The 18121-nt window shown below is 66.7% G+C and carries 16 protein-coding genes; 8 read left to right on the top strand and 8 right to left on the bottom strand.

The genetic code is table 11. The annotated features are described in order from the left end of the window. Window positions 1–435 carry a transcriptional regulator SlyA gene (gene slyA / locus IB275_RS22450; RefSeq protein ID WP_081520269.1) on the top strand — a complete coding sequence of 145 codons (435 nt, stop codon included), beginning with the start codon at window positions 1–3 and terminating at the stop codon, window positions 433–435. A gap of 294 nt (window positions 436–729) precedes the next feature. Continuing rightward, window positions 730–3003: a FimV/HubP family polar landmark protein gene (locus tag IB275_RS22445; RefSeq protein ID WP_192291255.1), complete on the top strand. Its 2274-nt coding sequence runs from the start codon at window positions 730–732 to the stop codon at window positions 3001–3003. Window positions 3004–3106: 103 nt separating this feature from the next. Here the strand turns inward: IB275_RS22445 and IB275_RS22440 are convergent, their stop codons facing one another. Next, complete coding sequence (locus IB275_RS22440; protein WP_192291253.1) at window positions 3107–5311, bottom strand: patatin-like phospholipase family protein; 2205 nt, start codon at window positions 5309–5311, stop codon at window positions 3107–3109. 70 nt (window positions 5312–5381) lie between these two features. Here IB275_RS22440 and IB275_RS22435 point away from each other — a divergent pair, with 70 nt between their 5' ends. From IB275_RS22435 to IB275_RS22425, 3 genes are all read left to right on the top strand, one after another. Beyond that, complete coding sequence (locus IB275_RS22435; protein WP_045212468.1) at window positions 5382–5666, top strand: Rdx family protein; 285 nt, start codon at window positions 5382–5384, stop codon at window positions 5664–5666. Window positions 5667–5790: 124 nt separating this feature from the next. Further along, window positions 5791–6783 carry an ADP-glyceromanno-heptose 6-epimerase gene (gene rfaD, locus IB275_RS22430; RefSeq protein ID WP_192291251.1) on the top strand — a complete coding sequence of 331 codons (993 nt, stop codon included), beginning with the start codon at window positions 5791–5793 and terminating at the stop codon, window positions 6781–6783. A 121-nt stretch (window positions 6784–6904) separates the two neighbouring features. Next, a complete protein-coding gene (locus IB275_RS22425; RefSeq protein ID WP_192291249.1) occupies window positions 6905–7399 on the top strand; it encodes a hypothetical protein in 495 nt (164 codons plus the stop codon). A gap of 166 nt (window positions 7400–7565) precedes the next feature. Here IB275_RS22425 and IB275_RS22420 read toward each other — a convergent pair whose 3' ends face one another. From IB275_RS22420 to IB275_RS22410, 3 genes are all read right to left on the bottom strand, one after another. After that, window positions 7566–8432, bottom strand: coding sequence for a DMT family transporter (locus IB275_RS22420; protein WP_192291247.1), 867 nt, complete (start codon window positions 8430–8432; stop codon window positions 7566–7568). 86 nt (window positions 8433–8518) lie between these two features. Further along, window positions 8519–8860, bottom strand: coding sequence for a tRNA-binding protein (locus tag IB275_RS22415; RefSeq protein ID WP_192291245.1), 342 nt, complete (start codon window positions 8858–8860; stop codon window positions 8519–8521). An 83-nt stretch (window positions 8861–8943) separates the two neighbouring features. Continuing rightward, a complete protein-coding gene (locus IB275_RS22410) occupies window positions 8944–9708 on the bottom strand; it encodes a helix-turn-helix transcriptional regulator (protein WP_192291243.1) in 765 nt (254 codons plus the stop codon). A 137-nt stretch (window positions 9709–9845) separates the two neighbouring features. Here IB275_RS22410 and IB275_RS22405 point away from each other — a divergent pair, with 137 nt between their 5' ends. Both IB275_RS22405 and IB275_RS22400 read left to right on the top strand, forming a co-directional pair. After that, window positions 9846–10655, top strand: coding sequence for a UDP-2,3-diacylglucosamine diphosphatase (locus IB275_RS22405; protein ID WP_192291241.1), 810 nt, complete (start codon window positions 9846–9848; stop codon window positions 10653–10655). Beyond that, window positions 10652–11683 carry a glycosyltransferase family 4 protein gene (locus IB275_RS22400; RefSeq protein ID WP_192291239.1) on the top strand — a complete coding sequence of 344 codons (1032 nt, stop codon included), beginning with the start codon at window positions 10652–10654 and terminating at the stop codon, window positions 11681–11683. The genes IB275_RS22405 and IB275_RS22400 overlap by 4 nt, the downstream gene beginning before the upstream one ends. Here the strand turns inward: IB275_RS22400 and IB275_RS22395 are convergent, their stop codons facing one another. Then, on the bottom strand, window positions 11684–11932 hold the full coding sequence (locus IB275_RS22395; protein WP_081520280.1) for a hypothetical protein: 249 nt from the start codon (window positions 11930–11932) through the stop codon (window positions 11684–11686). It lies immediately after the preceding gene. A 214-nt stretch (window positions 11933–12146) separates the two neighbouring features. On the opposite strand from IB275_RS22395, the gene IB275_RS22390 reads away from it, so the two are divergent. Continuing rightward, window positions 12147–13271, top strand: coding sequence for a GNAT family N-acetyltransferase (locus IB275_RS22390; RefSeq protein WP_192291237.1), 1125 nt, complete (start codon window positions 12147–12149; stop codon window positions 13269–13271). Between the two features lie 90 nt (window positions 13272–13361). Here IB275_RS22390 and IB275_RS22385 read toward each other — a convergent pair whose 3' ends face one another. The 3 genes from IB275_RS22385 to mprF all read right to left on the bottom strand — a co-directional run bounded on the left by IB275_RS22385 (window position 13362) and on the right by mprF (window position 17975). Continuing rightward, window positions 13362–13925 carry a cytochrome b gene (locus IB275_RS22385; RefSeq protein WP_192291235.1) on the bottom strand — a complete coding sequence of 188 codons (564 nt, stop codon included), beginning with the start codon at window positions 13923–13925 and terminating at the stop codon, window positions 13362–13364. Window positions 13926–14065: 140 nt separating this feature from the next. Then, window positions 14066–15340, bottom strand: a complete 1275-nt coding sequence (locus IB275_RS22380) for a virulence factor family protein (protein WP_192291233.1) — start codon at window positions 15338–15340, stop codon at window positions 14066–14068. Between the two features lies 1 nt (window position 15341). Continuing rightward, window positions 15342–17975, bottom strand: coding sequence for a bifunctional lysylphosphatidylglycerol flippase/synthetase MprF (gene mprF / locus IB275_RS22375; protein WP_192291231.1), 2634 nt, complete (start codon window positions 17973–17975; stop codon window positions 15342–15344). Window positions 17976–18121 lie beyond the last annotated feature (146 nt).

The following is an 18121-nucleotide window of genomic DNA, read 5'->3' as shown; positions in this document are numbered from 1 at the left end:
ATGTCAGACAACGATAAGCACTATTTCGGTACCCAACTGGCCCAGGCTTCGCGTGCATGGCGGGCCGAACTCGACCGCCGTCTCAGCCACCTCGGCCTGTCCCAGGCTCGCTGGCTGGTGCTGCTGCACCTGGCCCGTCACGCCGCCGCCCCCACCCAGCGTGAGCTGGCCCAGTCGGTCGGTGTCGAGGGTCCGACCCTGGCGCGCCTGCTCGATGGTCTCGAAGCCCAGGGGCTGGTCCGTCGCCAGGCCGTCGCCGAAGACCGCCGCGCCAAGCGCATCGCTCTCACCCCCAAGGCAGACGTCCTGATCACCGATATCGAGAACATCGCCGCCGCCGTTCGCAACGAAGTGCTGGCAGGGATATCGGAAGAGGAAATCGCGCTGTGTCAGAAAACGCTCAGTCGGATTCTCGGCAACCTCGAGCGAAACTGAGCAATTCATCACGTTATTCGGGTAAAGTAGCCATTTTTCTGGCGGTCCTTTGCGGGGCCGCTGGCCATTCGCTATCCACCCCTTAACCATTCGCCGGTTTTTCGACGATTTATCTTGACCAAACCCTGAGCACCACCTAATCCGTGATATCAGACGGCCTGTACCCTGCAAGGTACAGAGGAGTGGTGCGTTGCGGTCTGCAGTCCGGCATGGTTCCAGTGTGTGGACAGGTTCAACCTGCCGCTTTAGAGCGGTCAGGGAATGGCGTGCAGACCCGGACAATGGGATGGGGTTATGGCTCGAATAAATAGAATTCCGCTGACGCTTGCCGCACTTTCGGTTTTTGTCTCCGCTCACGCGAATGCCCTTGGGCTCGGCGATATCACGCTGCACTCCGGGCTGAACCAGCCGCTGGATGCCGAGATCGCCCTGCTCGAAACCGGCGACATGACCTCCGACGAACTCATAGCGAAGCTCGCGAGTCCCGCCGACTACGAGAACGCTGGTGTCGACCGCTTCGTGTTCCTGCAGAACCTGCGCTTCACCCCGGTGATCCGCAATGGTCGTGGCTACATCAAGGTGGTGTCCACGCAGCCGGTGCACGAGCCTTACCTGAATTTCCTGATTGCCGTGGAGCGCCCCAACGGTCGCATGCTGCGCGAGTACACCGTGCTGATCGATCCGCCGGAGTACAGCGCCAACCGCAGCGTGGCCGCCAATGTCGCGGCGCGCGACGTCGCGCCTTCGCGCTCTTCCGGTTACCGCCCGGACGCCTACCGCCCGGAGCCCGTGCGCCGCGCGCCGGCACAGCCGCCGCTGCCGGCGGGTGATGGCCGCTACACTACGGTGCGCAATGACACCCTGTGGAAGATCAGTTCGCGCCTGACGGGCAGCGGCGCTTCCCGCGCGCAACTGATGGACAGCATCGTCGCGCTGAACCCGCAGGCCTTCGTCAATGGTGACCCGCACCGCCTGAAGGTGGGCCAGACGCTGATCCTGCCGCAGGGCCAGGAGCACGCCGGCAGCGCCAGCACGGCCTTGGCGCCGCAGCCCGCTTCCACCGCTCCAGCGTCGGCCGCCGAGCAGTCTGCAGTCGCACCGCAGACACCCGCCACTGCTACGGCCAGTACTCCGGCTCAGGCCCAGGGCAATGCTGCCGCACCGGCAGCGCCGGCCGCAGATGCCAGCGTCGCCAAGGTGGAGGCCGACCTGCTCCTGGCCAATGCCCAGCGCGACCAGATGAACCAGCGCATGGACGATCTGCAGAAGCAGCTGGTATCCCTCCAGCAGGCCCTGCAGAGCCGCGACCAGCAGGTGCAGTCGCTGCAGGCCGAGCTGGATCGCCGCCAGGGCGCGGAAGCCTCGGGCAATGCTCCGGCAGCCAATGCTCCGGTGGCTGATGCACCGACCAGCAACGCCCCGACCAATGCCGTGCCAGCCGCTCCCAGCTCCGTGGCGCCGGAGCCGCAGAACAACCCGGCCCCGAGCGTCGCACAGCCGGCAACCCCGGCGCAGGATGCCCAGGGCTCCGGTTTCAACTACTGGCCCTGGCTGGGCGCCGGCGCCCTTGGTGCGCTATTGGTCGGCCTGCTGTTCGCCCGTCGCAAGCGCGAGGAAAAGCCGGTCGAGATGCCGCCCCTGCGCGCGGCCGTGCCCGAGCCGGTGAAGCCGCTTCCGGAGGTCAAGCCGCTGGCTGCTGCTGTCGTGGCTCCGGTACCCACGCCGCATCCGGTGGTGGTCGCCACCCCGGAGCCGGGCGTTGCCCGCCTGCCCGCTGCCAGCGCGGACAGCCTGGAAGGCGCGGATATCTACATCGCCTACGGCCGCTTCACTCAGGCCCGCGACATGCTGCGCAAGGCCGTCAACGCCGAGCCGAATCGCCGCGAGCTTCGCATGAAGCTGCTGCTGGTACTGGCCGAGCTGGGCGACGTGGCTGGCTTCCATGAGGAAGAGCACGGGCTGGTGGCCGCCGGCGGTGACCAGAAGCAGATCGACCAGCTCAAGTCGCGCTACCCGGCGATGCTCATTCGCCCGGAAGACACCCTGCAGCCGCCCACCGGCGAGACGCTCACCGACTGGGACGACCTCGAACTGGGCGAGCCCGTGGCCACTCCCGTGGAGCAACCCAAGGCTGCGCAGGACCAACCGGACTTCGCGATGAACCTCAGCGACCTGTCGCTGGACCTGGACTGGGACAAGCTCGACAACCCCTTCGACTCCACCAAACAAGGCAAGGCTGCTGCACCCAAGGTCGCACAGGAAGTGCCGTCGGACTTCCGCAGCAATCTGCACGAGCTGCCGGAAATCACCGAGCTGGATCTGGGCGAGCACGGCGAGATGTTCGGCCATGGCAGCAAGACCATGGGCGTGGAGGAGGAGCTGACCTTCGACCTGCCGGATGATATTGGCCACGAGCACGACGAGCTGCTGGCCAGCCTCGACCGCGCCCGCCAGTGTATCGACCAGGGCAACCTGGAGGAGGCTTACGGCATCCTCAAGCAGGTGATCGCCAGCGGTGACTCCAAGGCCAAGGCCGAAGCGCGCGAGCTGCTGGCACTGATTGCCTGAGTCTCACCACGTATGAAAGAGCCCGGCAGTTGCCGGGCTTTTTCATACCTGCAGGATATCGCTCCCGCCATACCCTGTAGGAGCGGGCTACTGAGCGCATGCCTCAGAAATTACGCCCCAGGTTGATGTACACCGCGTGCTCGCTCGCATCGTTCAGGCCGTAGCTGAAGGACAGCGGCCCCAGCGGCGTCTCGAAGCCCATCAGGATACTGCCGGCGTTGACGTAGCCGGTGTCGTAGCTGTTGTCGTTGTTCCATACCCGCCCGCGCTCCAGGCTGCCGCCCAGGTAGAAGGGGAAGTCCAGCGGCAGGAAGGAGCGCTCGGTCATGCGCCGGTAGTAGATGACCCGCCCGAGGCTGTAGTTCTGCCCGGCCAGCGCGTCCTGGCGATAGCCGGAGAGCTGCCGCGCGCCGCCGAGCAGGAAGCTCGACACCACCACGTCAGCGTCGTCGAGGGTACGCCCGTAGCCGCCGCCCAGTACCCAGGTGTTCGGGCCGCTGCTCAATGCCTTGTCGAGCTGGAATTCCCACTGCCGATAGCGGTCGTCGTCGCCCAGGGAGGGTGTGTGCTCGCGGAAGGACGTCTGGATGTTCTCGCCCTCGCGGGGGAAGTCGACGTTGTCCATGGTGTCGAAGGAGTACTGCAGCTGGGCGTAGCCCTCGGTGAAGTGGAAGTCCGGCAGGTCCTGCTCGCCCACGCGCACGTCGGCCTTGCCGAAGGCCTGGGCCACGCCGAGGCGGAATTCACCGTTGTTGGCGATCTGCCGGCCCAGGTTGAGGCCGTAGCCGTAGCGCTCGAGCCGGTACTCGGCAATCGGGTCGTCGTTGTCCGTGGCCTCGACGTTCTGTGCCTCATTGAACACGTACGGAGCCACGAAGTAGCGCGAGCCCACGTCCAGCGGCTGGTAGAACTCGCTGTAGAGCTCCTGGCGGTCGCCGATCTGCAGGCGCGTCAACCATTCCGCGCCGAGGCGATTGATGCCGTTCATGCGGTAGCTGCCGCCGACGTTGAAGGTGCTGTCGCCGCGCAGGTCGTCGGAGAGGTTCAGGCCCAGGCGCAGGTAGTCGGTGCCGCCGCGCTTTCCGTACGCGTGGATCACCAGCACGTTGTCGGACTTGCCGTCCGCGCCTGGCTTGTTGTGCACCACGCGGTACTGCACCTGGTCGAAGTAATCCAGGCCGTAGAGGGTGCTCATGTCACGCTGCAGTCGCTCCAGGTCCAAGTGCTCGCCCAGCGGTTGGCGGATGTAATGGAGGATGACGTCGTCGCTGACCTTGGAGTTGTTCTCCACTTCGATCCGGTCAATCACCGGTTGCCGCTCGCCCGGCGCGCGCGCTTCGGTGAGCGCTACCGCCTCGGCGTCGGCGGGCTTGCGTAGCGTCGCCAGGCGCGGGGCGAGGATGCTGGTGGCGCGGTAGCCTGCGTCGATCAGTTGCGGCACGCGGCCGAAGTCGGTGGAGCTGTAGCCGCTCAGGGGCGGCTGCACCAGGATGTCGCTGGACTTCAGGGTGGCCAGCTGCGCCTCGGAGTTCTTGCGGGTCATCAGGGTGACGGACTGGTTGAGCATGTCCACCACCGTGGTCAGCTGCTTGCGGTCCAGCAGCGGGTTGCCGATGTCGACCACGATGACCACGTCGACGCCCATCTGCCGCGCCACGTCCACCGGGATGTTGTCGACCATGCCGCCGTCCACCAGCAGCTTGCCGTTGACGTCCACCGGGGCGAACACCGCGGGGATCGACATGCTGGCGCGGATCGCCTGGGGCAGGTGACCCTTGCTGAACACCACCTTCTCGCCGGTGGAGATGTCGGTGGCCACCGCGCGGAAGGGGATCGCCAGTTGGTCGAAGTTGCGCGTATCGCTGGTGTGTACCAGCAGGCTCTCCAGCAGCATCGACAGGTTCTGCCCCTGGATCGCGCCCAGCGGCAGGCCGAGGGTGCCGTCGTCGCGGAAGCTGAGCTTCTGCTTCACCAGGAAGTCGCGGTCGTCCTGCTTGCGGCGGAAGGGTACGTCAACCCGGGGCGGCGAGTCGGACAGCGCCTGCTTCCAGTCCAGCCCCAGAGCCAGCTGTTCCAGTTCCCTGGGCGTATAGCCCGCCGCGTACAGGCCGCCGATCACCGCGCCCATGCTGGTGCCGGCGATGGCGTCGACATGGATGCCCTGTTCGTCCAGCGCCTTGAGCACGCCGATGTGCGCCAGGCCGCGCGCCGCGCCGCCAGAGAGGACCAGGCCAATCTTCGGTGGGGTATTCGCCGCCAGGGCGCCGAGGGGAAGGAGCAGGAGGAGGGCGAACAGCAGTCGGCGCATGAAGAGAAGAGTCCGGTAGGGCGTTTCAGACCGGTATTATAGGTTCGCGTCCTACAGCAGAGTCTGATTCATGTCCGAAGCCAAAGCCGAAATCGTCATCACCTATTGCACCCAGTGCCAGTGGCTGCTGCGCGCCGCCTGGCTGGCCCAGGAGCTGCTGAGCACCTTCGGCGACGACCTGGGCAAGGTCAGCCTGGTACCGGGCACCGGCGGGGTTTTCCAGATCACCTGCGACGGCGAGCCGATCTGGGAGCGCAAGGCCGACGGCGGTTTCCCCGAGGCCAAGGTGCTCAAGCAGCGGGTGCGCGACCGCATCGATCCACAGCGCGATCTGGGCCACAACGACCGCTCCTGAATCCGAGCGGTACCGCCCGGCAGATTAATTCGATAGCTGGCTAACTTCTTTGCTTCATATCAAAAGGAGACTTGTGTCTCGCTTTTAGGCTGGTGGCATCCATTCTCCGCAAAGGATGCCCGCCATGAGCATCATCGTCACAGGCGCAGCCGGTTTCATCGGCAGCAACCTCGTCAAGGCGCTGAACCAGCGCGGCGAGACCGACATCATCGCGGTCGACGACCTGACCGAAGGCGACAAGTTCGCCAACCTCGCCGACTGCGACATCAGCGATTACCTCGACAAGCGCGATTTCATCGAGCGCTACGCCCGCGGTGACTTCGGCGTGGTGCGCGCGCTGCTGCACCAGGGTGCCTGCTCCAGCACTATGGAGCGCGACGGGCGCTACATGATGGACAACAACTACCGCTACAGCAGCGAGTTGCTGGACGCCAGCCTGTCGCTGGGCGTGCCGTTCCTCTACGCCTCGTCGGCAGCGGTATACGGCGGCGGCCATGAGTTCCGCGAGATGCGCTCCTGCGAGAAGCCGCTGAACGTCTACGGCTATTCGAAGTTCCTCTTCGACCAGCGCGTGCGCAAGGTGCTGCCCACCGCTCGCACCCAGGTTGCCGGTTTCCGCTACTTCAACGTCTATGGCCCGCGCGAGCAGCACAAGGGCCGCATGGCCTCGGTGGCCTTCCACTGCTTCAACCAGTTCCGCGAGACCGGCAAGGTCAGGCTGTTCGGTGACTACGGTGACTATCCGGCCGGCGGCCACCTGCGCGATTTCGTTTCGGTGGAGGACGTGGCGAAGGTCAACCTGCACTTCCTCGACAACCCCGAGCGCAGCGGCATTTTCAACCTCGGCAGCGGCCGCGCCCAGCCGTTCAACGACGTGGCCCTGGCGGTGATCAACACCCTGCGCGAACAGCAGGACCTGCAGCCACTGACCCTGGACGCGGCGATCCGCGCTGGATTGCTGGAGTACACCGAGTTCCCGGACGAGCTGCGCGGCAAGTACCAGTGCTACACCTGCGCCGATATCGCCTTCCTTCGCGAGGCGGGCTACCGCGCACCGATGATGGGCGTGGAGGAGGGTGTGCAGCGCTATTGCCACTGGTTGCTGAAACAGGACTGATACCGCTTGTATCGGGCTTTTTACCCAGTCTTTACCGACTGCTGACACTGCGCGGGGGGCGGGCGCGAGACAATTCTCACCACGAACGGCGGGCGGTGGATCGCCCGTGACTGGAGGTGAAATGAAGCTGTCCTCGCGCATCGCGCTCAGATCCGTCGCCACGCTGCTGGCCCTGAGCCTGTCGGCCACCGCCATGGCAGGGCCCCATGGTGGGCCGGGCGGCCCGGGACCGGGTCCGTACCATGGCTGGGGCCCAGGGCATGGCTATGGCCTGCCGGATTACGCGCGGGAAGTCTGGATCGGCAGCATGCTCTACTTCGTCGCCGCCGGAACCTACTACCTGTGGAACGCCGACCGCCGCCAGTACGTCGCGGTGGAAACGCCGCCGGCCGTGCAGGCTGCCCCGACCACCAGCTACGAAGTGATCGCCTATCCCGCCAGCGGCCAGTCACCAGAGCAGCAGAGCCGCGACCGCTACGAGTGCCACAGCTGGGCCGTCGGCCAGAGCGGTTTCGATCCCGCCGCCGCCACCCAGGCGCCGCCGGCGGGTCAATCCGACACCTACCGTCGCGCGCTGGGCGCCTGCCTGAGCGGGCGCGGTTACAGCATCAACTGATTCCCCGGCGCCTTATCCACAGGCGCCACACCGAACAGGCCGCCACGCAGGCTGTCGTGCGATGAATCCTTGGCATTCCCTCCCCGGGGCAAGGTTCGAGTTTCGCGCGCTGCGCGGCGGCCTTCTTTTTTGTCTCTCGCTCCTACAGAAAAGCCAGTCTGTGGGATTAGTGCGATCCGCGTGCGCTGAGGAAGGTTGCGAAGATGATCAGCACGCCGCCCGCCAGCATGCGCAGGCTTGGTTCTTCGCCAAACAGTACGCTGGCGAAGGCGATGCCGTAGACCGGCTCCAGGGCGAAGATCACCGCCGCCGTGCGCGCCTTGATCAGCCGCAGGCTGGCCACGAACAGGCTGTGGGCGACGCCGGTGCAGAGTACGCCCAGGGCGACCAGCCAGAGCCAGTCCATGCCGCGCACCGAGGGCAGGTCGAGAAGCACCAGCGGCAGCAGGCAGACGATGATCGTCAGGTTCTGGCACAGCGCCGCCTGGATCGGGTCGATGCCGCGCACGCTGACCCGGTTGGCCAGCGACAGCAGGGCGAACAGCAGGCCGGAGAGGGTGCCCCAGAGCAGGCCAGCGGTGGCGCCGTCGCGCAGGTCCAGGGTCGGCGTGACCATCACCAGACCGATGCACACCAATGCCACTACCAGGTACTCGCCCCTGCGGATGCGCTCGCGGAACAGCAGGCCCTCCAGCAGCACGGTGAAGGCCGGGAAGCTGGCGAAGCCGAGGGTGGCCACCGCCACGTTGCCCACCTTCACCGCGAGGAAGAAGGTCAGCCAGTGCGTACACAGCAGCACGCCGCCGCCCAGCAGCATGGCGGCCTGTTTCAGCGTGGGGCGCTTCTGCTGCCGCAGGTGCCCGGCGAACACCGCCGCCAGAGACAGCGAGCCGAACAGTGCGCGGCCGAAGACGATGACCAGGGGGCCGGCGAGGATGAGTTTGCCGAAGATGCCGGACAGCCCGAACATCAGGGCGCCGATGTGCAGGCCGATCAGGGCGCCGCGGGGAGTGAGTTCAGTAACGCGCTTCATGCCTGAGCTCCCGCCGACTGTCGTGGCGGGGCCTTGTCTGGAAAGAGGAGGGCGCGCCAGACCAGCCGGCGCGCGGTGGAACGGGGTCAGGCCAGCCGCGCGCCATTGGGCAGCGACTTGTCGAAACCGGCCAGCACCACTTTCTCGTCGCTGTCGTAAGCGCCGGTGACCAGCACTTCCGAGCGCACGCCGGCGATGGATTTTGGTTCGAAGTTGCACACGCACAGCACCTGGCGGCCGATCAGCTCGTTGGCGTCATAGTGTGCGGTGATCTGCGCGCTGGACGTCTTGATCCCCAGCGGGCCGAGGTCAACCTGGAGGATGTAGGCGGGTTTGCGCGCCTTGACGTTGGGTTCGGCCTGGACGATGGTGCCCACGCGCAGTTCGACGCGCTCGAAATCCTGCCACTCGATGGTGTCTGCCGACATCGCTGCTCCCGCTGGTTTGCCCGGTTTGTCTGGTTCGATGGCCGGCAGTCTAGGCCGTGGGCGCGCAGCTGTCTGTCGCGCGGCTAGCGGGAATTGTCGCGCGACTGCTGACGCAGTTGGCGCGGGGTGGTGCCGAACTGGCGCACCAGGGCGGCGGTGAAGGCGCTCTGCGAGGCGTAGCCGACCTTCGCGGCAATCTCGCCGACCGACTGGTGCGAGCCGCGCAGCAGGTCGCGACCCAGTTGCAGGCGGCGCTGGCGCACGTAGTCCATCGGCGTCTGCCCGGTTTCGGCGAGGAAGCGCGCGTGGAAGCGCGCGGCGGATAATCCGGCGAGCCGCGCCAGGTCGGCCACCTGCAGCGGGTGTGCGGCATGCCGGTCGATGTAGCTGTCGAGGCTGGTCAGCGGCAGTTGCGCCGGTTCGTCGATGCGCTGCTGCCCGGCGGCGAGACTGGCGAGCAGCAGGATGGCGCCTTGGCGCGCCAGCACCGGGTCATGCAGCGAGCTGCCGGCGAGCCAGTGCACCAGCTGCGCCTGGTCGTTGCTGAGCAGGCGCTGGCCGGGGGTTTCCAGCAGGCGGCGACCGGCATCGCTGTGCAGGCCGAGGCCGCCGAGCAGATCTTCCTCGTCTTCCAGGTCCACCACCAGGCAGCGGCTGCCATCGGGGCTGGCGCAGGCGTGGTGCTCGTCACGCGGGACCACCGCGAAGGTCTGCCGGGTTACCAGGCTGCCGCGACCGCCCACTTCGAAATCCAGGCTGCCGGACAGGCCCAGCACCAGCTGCGCATGGCTGTGGCTGTGGGCGAGGTGGTCATGGCTGTAGTGGCGCAGGGAGAGAATCTGGCTCATGCAAGGCTGCTTTCGTGCTGGCGGGCAGGCTGACAGTCTAGCGCGCCGCGGGCTGTAACGGGACTGTCGCGAGTCGGTCACTTTCGCTTCACCGCGCCGGTCGACACTCGGAGAAACCCCACTGGAGGTCGCCGACGATGAGCAGCGCGCAACGCATGACGCCGACGAAGAAGCAACGGGTGCGGACCCTGTGGATATCCGATGTCCACCTGGGCACCCGCGATTGCCAGGCCGAGCACCTGGCCGGCTTCCTCAAGCGCTACCACGCCGACCGCATCTACCTGGTGGGCGACATCATCGATGGCTGGAAGCTACGCGGCGGCATCTACTGGCCGCAGGCGCACACCAACGTGATCCGCCGCCTGCTGACCATGAGCAAGCGCGGCACCGAGGTGATCTACGTCACCGGCAACCACGACGAGTTCCTGCGCCGCTATTCTTCACTGCTGCTGGGCAACATCCGCCTGGTCGACGAGATCGTTCACACCACCGCCGACGGCCGCCAGCTGCTGGTGATCCACGGCGACCAGTTCGACGTGATCACCCGCTACCACAAGTGGCTGGCCTTCCTCGGCGACTCCGCCTACGAGTTCACCCTGACCCTCAACCGTTGGCTCAACCACTGGCGCAGCCGCTATGGCTACGGCTACTGGTCGCTGTCGGCGTACCTCAAGCACAAGGTGAAGACGGCGGTGAACTTCATCAGTGACTTCGAGGAGGCCATTGCCCATGAGGTGCAAAAGCGCGGCCTCAATGGCGTGGTCTGCGGGCACATCCACCACGCGGAGATCCGCCAGATCGGCGAGGTGGAGTACCTCAACTGCGGGGACTGGGTGGAGTCCTGCTCGGCGCTGATCGAGCACTGGGACGGCAGCATCCAGCTCTATCGACTGGCTGAGGAGCAGGCGCGCGCCGAGGAGCCGGTGGTGGTCGAGTCGGCGGTATGAGGCTGCTGATCGTCACCGATGCCTGGCTGCCGCAGGTCAACGGCGTGGTTACCAGCCTGAAAGCGCTGGTGGCCGAGCTGGAAGGGCTGGGCCACGTGGTCGGCCTGCTCTCCCCGCAGGACTTTCGTCACCGTCCGTGCCCGAGCTACCCGGAGATCCCGCTGGCGTGGGACCTGTGGAAGGTAGGCGAGAAGATCAGCGGCTTCGCTCCCGATTGCGTCCACCTCGCCACCGAGGGCCCACTGGGTTGGGCCGCGCGACGCTGGCTGGTGCGCCGGGGGCTGAGGTTCAGCAGTGCTATCCATACGCGCTTTCCCGAATACGTGAACACCCGTTGGCCGTGGCTGCCGCTGGGCTGGGGCTATGCCTTCCTGCGCCGCTTCCATGCACCCAGCGCAGCCGTGCTGGTCAGCAGCGAGCGCATGCGTAGCACTTTCGCCGATCACGCCTTCGACAACCTCGCGCTCTGGCGCAAGGGTGTGGATGTCCAGCGTTTCCAGCCGGGGGCGGGCGCACCGCCGGACGAGCCGGTATTCCTCTATGTCGGCCGGCTGGCGCAGGAAAAGAACCTCGAAGCCTTCCTCGCTCTCGATTTGCCGGGACGCAAGCGCGTGGTAGGCGATGGCCCGCAGCGGGCCGCGCTGGAAGCGACTTATCCACAGGTGGAATTCCTTGGCTATCGCCACGGCGACGAACTCGCCGAGGCCTACCGCAGTGCCAGCGTGCTGGCCTTCCCGTCGCTGACCGACACCCTCGGCCTGGTGATGTACGAGGCGCTGGCGTGCGGCACGCCAGTGGCGGCGTTCCCGGTGGCGGGGCCGCTGGATGTGCTGGAACAGGGTGTCACCGGAGTGATGGACGCCGACATGCGCAGCGCCTGCCTGCGGGCACTGGGACTGGATCGCCAGGCCTGCGTGCAGTGGGCACGGGGGCAGACCTGGCGGGCATCGGCGCAGGAATTCCTGGCGCTTCAGGTGCGCTTGTCGGAGATGCCGGTCAGTGACGATCCGGGCTACGTAAGCGGCTGATCAGAACAGCTGGCGGTCGTGGTCCAGGCTCTGATCTACCAGCCATTTACCGTGGGCAATGGACGCGTGCTGAGCCTTTTCCAGGTCCGACATGAAGGCGTACTCAACCGGCAGCGTCTTGCGCCTGGTGGTCTGCCCGTCCGGGGCGGTGATGTGGCAGCCGGCGGCCCAGGGGGTTGGCAGGCCGGGGTGTTCGACGACATCGGCAGTGATGGTGTACTTGCGGTACTCGCATTGCATCAGGCTCATGGGGCGTCCTCCTGGCTGTTCACCAACGGCCCATGCAGGGCGGATGGCGAGCGGATCGGTGCCGGCGTCATGCGCGGGCAAGCCTCGTTAACCCCCAACATAGACCACTGGGGCAGGCCATTGGCCGGATACCGACGAACGCGAATGTCACCTTTGCCGGAGATTTCCCGGCCGAATCTTCCCAATGCCGGCGCACCGCGCCAGACTGTCGGCCATGCCAATCCAGACCCTTTCCCGCCTCACCGAAGTCGACGCCCGCCAGTGGGACGCCCTGTTGCCGGAAGCCCAGCCGTTCCTGCGTCACGCCTTTCTCTCCGCGCTGGAGGAAAGCGGCAGCGTCGGCGGCCGTACCGGCTGGAAACCGTCCCATCGCGTGCTGCTGGCCGACGATGGCCGCTTGCTGGCCGCTGCGCCGGCCTATCTGAAAAGCCATTCCTACGGCGAGTACGTGTTCGACTGGAGCTGGGCGGATGCCTGCCTGCGCGCCGGCATCCCCTACTACCCCAAGCTGCTGGTGGGCATTCCCTTCACGCCGGTCGGCGGCGCTCGCCTGCTGGGTGCGCCCGAGGCGGCGCTAAGCCTGGTGGGCGCGCTGGTGGGTGAAGTGGACGAAGGGCATTGCTCCGGCGTGCACGTGAACTTCACCGATACCGCCGCCGATGCATTGCTGCGCGATGCCGATGGCTGGCTGGAGCGCCTGGGCTGCCAGTACCAATGGAGCAACCGCGGCTACCGCGACTTCCAGGATTTCCTCGACGCGCTCAGCTCGCGCAAGCGCAAGCAATTGCGCAAGGAGCGCGAGCAGGTCGCCGGGCTCGGGCTGGACTTCGTCTGGATGGAGGGGCGCGAGCTGTCCGAGGCGCACTGGGACTTCGTCTACGCCTGCTACAGCAGTACCTATGAGGTACGCGGGCAGGCGCCTTACCTGAGCCGCGCGTTCTTCAGCCTGATCGGTGAGCGCATGCCCGAGGCGATCCGCGTGGTCTTCGCCCACCAGAATGGCCGGCCCGTGGCCATGGCTTTCAGCCTGCTGGACGGCGACACGCTGTACGGCCGCTACTGGGGCTGCCTGGCGGAGTTCGACCGGCTGCACTTCGAAACCTGCTTCTACCAGGGGCTGGACTTCGCCATCGGCCATGGCCTCAAGCGCTTCGACGCCGGAGCGCAGGGCGAGCACAAGCTCATCCGTGGCTTCGAGCCGGTGATCACGCGCTCCTGGCATCGACTCGGGCACCCGGGGCTGCGTGACGCGGTGGAGGAGTTCCTGGTGGGAGAGAGGGCGGGCATCCTGGCTTACGCCGAAGAGGCCCGCGCGGCGCTGCCGTATCGGCAGGATTGACGCCTGTTGGCCGGCTCTGGGAATTCCCTGTAGGAGCCGGCCCTGTCCGCGAAGCGCCGGCAGGGCCGGCGTCCCGCGAGCGCTAACGGTCTACTCCGGCTTCGCCTCGCCTTTGCCCGGCAGCATGCGCACCAGCGTGTTGTCGCGGCTGATGTAGTGATGGAACAGCGCGGCCAGCGCGTGAATACCGATCAGCCAGTAGCCGAGCACGGCGATGGTCTCGTGCCAGTACTTCACCTGCTTGGCCAGGTCCGGGTTCTTGTCCACCAGGTGTGGCAGCTCCAGGCCCCAGAACGGCACCGGCTTGTCGGCGGCGCTGAGGATGATCCAGCCGGCCAGCGGCAGGCCGATCATCAGGCCGTAGAGCGCCAGGTGCGCGAGCTTCGCCAGCACCATCTGCCAGGCCGGCGGCGCCGGGACGATCGGCGGGGCGGGGTAGATGAAGCGGCCGATGATGCGCAGCCAGACCAGCACGAAGACGCTCAGGCCGAACATGAAGTGAAACTGGGAAAACAGCGCGCGGGTGTCGCTGCCTTTGGGAAAGTTGGTGCGGTACTCCATGCAGAAGTACGTGGCGGCGATCAGCACCAGCATGATCCAGTGCAGGGCAATGGACAGGCTGCCGTAGCGCGACGGGGACTTGGACAGGCTCATGACGGTTCCTTGTGTGGCTCTTTTTCGTACGCCGCGTTCTGACGACGGGGCTGTCAATCTGAGCATAGAGCCTTAAGCGTGCCTGAAAAACCGTTAAGCCAAAGTGAAAGGGCCGCAATGTGCGGCCCTTTTGATGTCGGTCAGCCTTCGTCGTCGGCTGACTGGCGGGAGCGGATGGCGTTCACCAGCCGCTTGGCCAGGGCCGGGTAGTCCTCGTCGAAGTGGTGGCCGCCGGGCAGTTGCAGGTTCTCGCCCACCGACTGCGGTTGGGTGCAGCCGCTTTCGTCCTTCTCTTCGATGCCGTACACACAGAGCACTTTCGGCCCCGGCAGACGAGCCATTTCCGGGCCGGTGGAGGCTTCCTGACCGGCCTTGCCGAGCCAGCCCTGCACTTCGATCTCGAAGCTGCCGCTGCGGGCGAAGGCCAGCAGGATCACCGAGCTGACGTCTTTCTTGGCGTCCGCCGGCAGGCGGTTGTAGATCGCCGGCAGCACGTCGGCGCCGAAGGAATAGCCAGCCAGCACGAAGTGCTTGGCGCCCCATTTCTCGCGGTAGTGCTGCATCAGCAGGGCGAGGTCGGCTGCGCTCTGTTCCGGGGTCTTGTGCTCCCAGAAGTAGCGCAGGGCATCGACGCCCACCACCGGATAGCCCAGCTCGGCCATTTGCGCCGCGACGTCGCGGTCCAGGTCGCGCCAGCCGCCGTCGCCCGAGTAGAACAGGGTGACGGTTTCCGACGGCTTGGCCGCCGGGACTTCCACCACCGGCACGTTGTCGCCACCGCCTTGTAGCTGCTGTCGCAGTTGGTCGGCTAGGACCTTGGGCAGCGGCGTGTCGTAGTCGGTGATTACCGTCTCTGCGTTCTGCAGGTTGCGGGCGAAGCGCGCACTGGCGTCGTCCGGGTTGTCGTTCCAGGCAGCCACCCAGTGGCCGTGGGCGGCAGTCGTCGGCAGCGGGGTGGCGGCGCAGTCGGGCTTTTCCAGGGAGAAACCGACCGACAGGGCCTTGGCCTTGTCGTCGGTCTGCCCTGCGAGCCAGCGGAAGGCCCAGGCGCTGCCCGGCCCGATGCCGGCGACCAGAGTCGGCTGGCCGTCGAGCAGCTCGCCGGCAGCCTTGATGCGGGCCTGCTGGGTGGCGCAGTCCTTTTCCGGGAGGACGAACTGCACCATGCGGGCGCCGCTGTCGTGGGCCAGGGCCAGCAACTGGCCGTCGTCGAGTTTCTGGTCGGCCTGCACGGCCAGCAGTACACGGGCGTTCGGTTGCTTGCTGGGGATGGCCAGCGCAACGGCGCTGCCGTCGGCGAGTTGGCGGTGTTCGAGGGAAGCCTGGGAAGCCGGGCGGCTCCACAGCAGCAGACCCACGGCGATGATGACCAGCAGGAGGAGGGCGAGCAGGTGTCGCCAGCGTCGTTTCAACATATCAGCGTTTTACCAATCCACTCAGGCCGCCGGCGATGAGGGCGGCCGTATCGGCCAGGGCCACCAGCGGATCCAGTCCGGCGGGCACGGCCAGGTAACGGGGTTCCCAGTCGGGCTGGAACTTGTCCTTGAAGCGCCGCAGCCCCTGGAAATTGTAGAACTGCTCACCCCGGCGGAAAACCAGCGCGCCGAGACGTTGGGTCAGCGGGGCGCCACGGCGCGGCTGCAAGCCGGCCAGGGGCACCATGCCGAGGCTGAAGCGGGTGTGCCCGCTCTCCTTGTAATGCAGGATCAGGCCGAGCATGAGGAATTCCATGGTCAGCTTGGGGGCGTCGGGGGCCACGCGCATCAGGTCGATGCTCGCCAGCTCCTTGCCGGAGGTTTCCAGCAGGTTGGCGAAGGCCACGGCGCGGCCCTGGAAGCGGACCACGACGACGCGGAAATAACGCAGGTATTCCGGGGTAAAGCGGCCCAGGGAGAAGCCCTTCTCGCGGACGTTCTTGCCGCCCAGCCAGGCATCGGAGATGGCGCGCAGTTCGTCCATCGGCGCGTTGCCGGCGTCATGGAATTCCAGGCTCAGGCCGTCGCGCTGGCCACGGTTCCAGGTGTAGCGCAGGTCCTTCATCTCCTTGCCCTTGCTCTCCAGGTCGAAGCGGCGCAGATCGACCCGCGCCTCCTCGCCGAGCTTGAGCGCGGTCAGGCCGATGTCCATGTACAGCGGCAGGTTTTCCGCGCGAACCTGGTAGAACACCGGGCGCGCATGGTGCAGGTCGCAGAGGTCGCGGAACTGCCAGATCAGTTCGGCGCGGGCCTGGGCCGGGCCGACCGGGTCGAACAGCGCCACCAGGCTGCGGCCACGGCGGGCGTACATCAGGAAGGCGTCGTTGCCCTCGTGGAACAGCAGCGCCTTGTCGCCGGACAGGGCCAGGCCGCCGTCGGGCTGCGCGGAATTGGCCAGGATGCCGGCGGCGGTGTCCAGGTCCTCGCGGGTCGGTGCATGGATGGCCGGCGGCGCGGTGCGCAGCAGCCAGTACAGCGCCAGCGCGGCCAGCAGCAGGCAGCTGCCCAGCGCGGCACGCAGGCCACGCGGGGCGTCGGCGTCCAGGGCGAACTGCCACCAGAGTTCGTGGCTGTAGGGCACATCCTGGTAGGCGAACAGCAGCAGCCAAATAGACGCGGCGATAACGCAGGCAGCGGCGCCCAGGTACAGCGGCGAGAAGGGCAGGTCCATCAGGCGGCTGCGGCGGTAGAAGGCGCTGCGGAAGATGACCAGCAGGGCGGCGGTGAAGCTGAGGATCAGCGCTTCTTCCCAGTCGAAGCCCTTGAGCAGCGACAGCACGGCGCCGGCGATCAGCAGGCCGATGGTCAGCGCCCAGGCGGCGGAAAGGCGGCGCCGCAGGCCGTGGGCGAGCAGCAGGCAGAGCACGCCGATCAGGCTGGCGGCCAGGTGCGAGGCATCGATCAGGCGGTGCGGCACGAGGAAGCCGACTTCGTCCAGGCGGGTGTCGATGGACGGCGTGGCGCCGGAGAACAGCAGCACGACGCCGGAGATGAACACCAGCAGGGAAAGGATCTGCGCGGCGAAGCCGGAGGTGATGCGCACTGCCTGTTTGGCCACCAGTACGCGCCGGGCTTCGAGGAACAGCAGCCACAGACAGGCGACGATCAGCGGCAAGACCACGTAGATCAGGCGATACAGCAGCAGTGCGGCGGCCAGCGGCGCCGCGCCCAGCTGGTTGGCGAAGGCCGCCAGCAGCACGGCTTCGAACACGCCGACGCCGCCCGGCACATGGCTGAGCACGCCAGCGGCCAGGGCAATCAGGTAGACCAGCAGGAAAGCGCCGAAGGGCGGAGCTTCCGGCAGCAGCAGATAGAGCACGGTGGCGGCAGCGGCCACGTCCAGCGCGGTGATCAGCAGTTGCAGCAGGGAAAGGCGCAGGCCCGGCAGGCGCAGGGTGCGGCGGCCGAAGCGAACCAGATGGCTGTCGGGCGAAGGCTGTTCCGGCAGGCGACGGCGTTCGACGGCAACCACCAGCAACAGGCAGAGGGCGATGATGCCCAGCGCCAGCACTGCCACCAGCCATTCCGGCAGGTGCAGGGCCAGGGATGCGTCGGAGAGGTCGCTCAGCGCGGCGAGCGCGGCCAGCACCGGCAGCGCGCAGCCCAGCGACAGGCTGGCGAACAGCGTCATCAACGCTACGTCGCCGGCGCCCAGCCCCTGGCGGGCATAGAGGCGATAGCGCACCGAGCCGCCGGAGAGCATCGACAGGCCCACGGCGTTGCCGATGGCGAACGCGGAAAAACCGCCGGTCAGCAGCGCCGGGACGGGCAGCTTTACGCCTGCGAAGCGGCTGGCCGACCATTCATAGCCGAGCAGAAAGATGAAACCGACCACGGTGGCGGCGAAGGCGCCGAGCAGCGAGGTGGTGGGCACGTCGAGCAGGGCGTCGTGCAGGGAGTAGGCGTCGATGTCGCGCAGCAGGTGATAACAGGCGATCAGTGCGAGGCTGAACAGCACCAGGGTCACGCCCAGGCCGAGTGCCTGGCGGTTGGCGTTCACCCAGTTGAGCCAGGTCGCTCGGCGGGGAGCGTCTTCGGCGGCAGGGGTATCGGGTGTGGCGGGGTTGGCGCTCATCGGGCACCTCAATCGATTTAGCGCGACAGAGTAGGGGCACTGACGCGAATTCCCAAGTCCCCGGAAGAGTATTTTCCTGATCCGTGAGACGCCACCCGTGGGCGATCATTTTTTGCGCACAACGAAAAAAGCCACTCCTAAGAGTG

Origin of the sequence: Pseudomonas sp. PDM21, assembly GCF_014852505.2 — a bacterium.
GTDB lineage: Bacteria > Pseudomonadota > Gammaproteobacteria > Pseudomonadales > Pseudomonadaceae > Pseudomonas.
Note: the sequence above shows the minus strand (reverse complement) of the source record. Positions and strands in the feature narration are given on the sequence as shown.

What these genes read in the sequence shown, in the direction of transcription:
- IB275_RS22435 (WP_045212468.1), top strand. Translation starts at nt 5,382, where the DNA reads ATGTCCGAAGCCAAAGCCGAAATCGTCATCACCTATTGCACCCAGTGC.
- IB275_RS22400 (WP_192291239.1), top strand. Translation starts at nt 10,652, where the DNA reads ATGAGGCTGCTGATCGTCACCGATGCCTGGCTGCCGCAGGTCAACGGC.
- IB275_RS22440 (WP_192291253.1), bottom strand. Translation starts at nt 5,311, where the DNA reads ATGCGCCGACTGCTGTTCGCCCTCCTCCTGCTCCTTCCCCTCGGCGCC.
- IB275_RS22420 (WP_192291247.1), bottom strand. Translation starts at nt 8,432, where the DNA reads ATGAAGCGCGTTACTGAACTCACTCCCCGCGGCGCCCTGATCGGCCTG.
- IB275_RS22380 (WP_192291233.1), bottom strand. Translation starts at nt 15,340, where the DNA reads ATGTTGAAACGACGCTGGCGACACCTGCTCGCCCTCCTCCTGCTGGTC.
- IB275_RS22410 (WP_192291243.1), bottom strand. Translation starts at nt 9,708, where the DNA reads ATGAGCCAGATTCTCTCCCTGCGCCACTACAGCCATGACCACCTCGCC.
- slyA (WP_081520269.1), top strand. Translation starts at nt 1, where the DNA reads ATGTCAGACAACGATAAGCACTATTTCGGTACCCAACTGGCCCAGGCT.
- rfaD (WP_192291251.1), top strand. Translation starts at nt 5,791, where the DNA reads ATGAGCATCATCGTCACAGGCGCAGCCGGTTTCATCGGCAGCAACCTC.
- IB275_RS22425 (WP_192291249.1), top strand. Translation starts at nt 6,905, where the DNA reads ATGAAGCTGTCCTCGCGCATCGCGCTCAGATCCGTCGCCACGCTGCTG.
- IB275_RS22405 (WP_192291241.1), top strand. Translation starts at nt 9,846, where the DNA reads ATGAGCAGCGCGCAACGCATGACGCCGACGAAGAAGCAACGGGTGCGG.
- IB275_RS22395 (WP_081520280.1), bottom strand. Translation starts at nt 11,932, where the DNA reads ATGAGCCTGATGCAATGCGAGTACCGCAAGTACACCATCACTGCCGAT.
- IB275_RS22445 (WP_192291255.1), top strand. Translation starts at nt 730, where the DNA reads ATGGCTCGAATAAATAGAATTCCGCTGACGCTTGCCGCACTTTCGGTT.
- IB275_RS22385 (WP_192291235.1), bottom strand. Translation starts at nt 13,925, where the DNA reads ATGAGCCTGTCCAAGTCCCCGTCGCGCTACGGCAGCCTGTCCATTGCC.
- mprF (WP_192291231.1), bottom strand. Translation starts at nt 17,975, where the DNA reads ATGAGCGCCAACCCCGCCACACCCGATACCCCTGCCGCCGAAGACGCT.
- IB275_RS22415 (WP_192291245.1), bottom strand. Translation starts at nt 8,860, where the DNA reads ATGTCGGCAGACACCATCGAGTGGCAGGATTTCGAGCGCGTCGAACTG.
- IB275_RS22390 (WP_192291237.1), top strand. Translation starts at nt 12,147, where the DNA reads ATGCCAATCCAGACCCTTTCCCGCCTCACCGAAGTCGACGCCCGCCAG.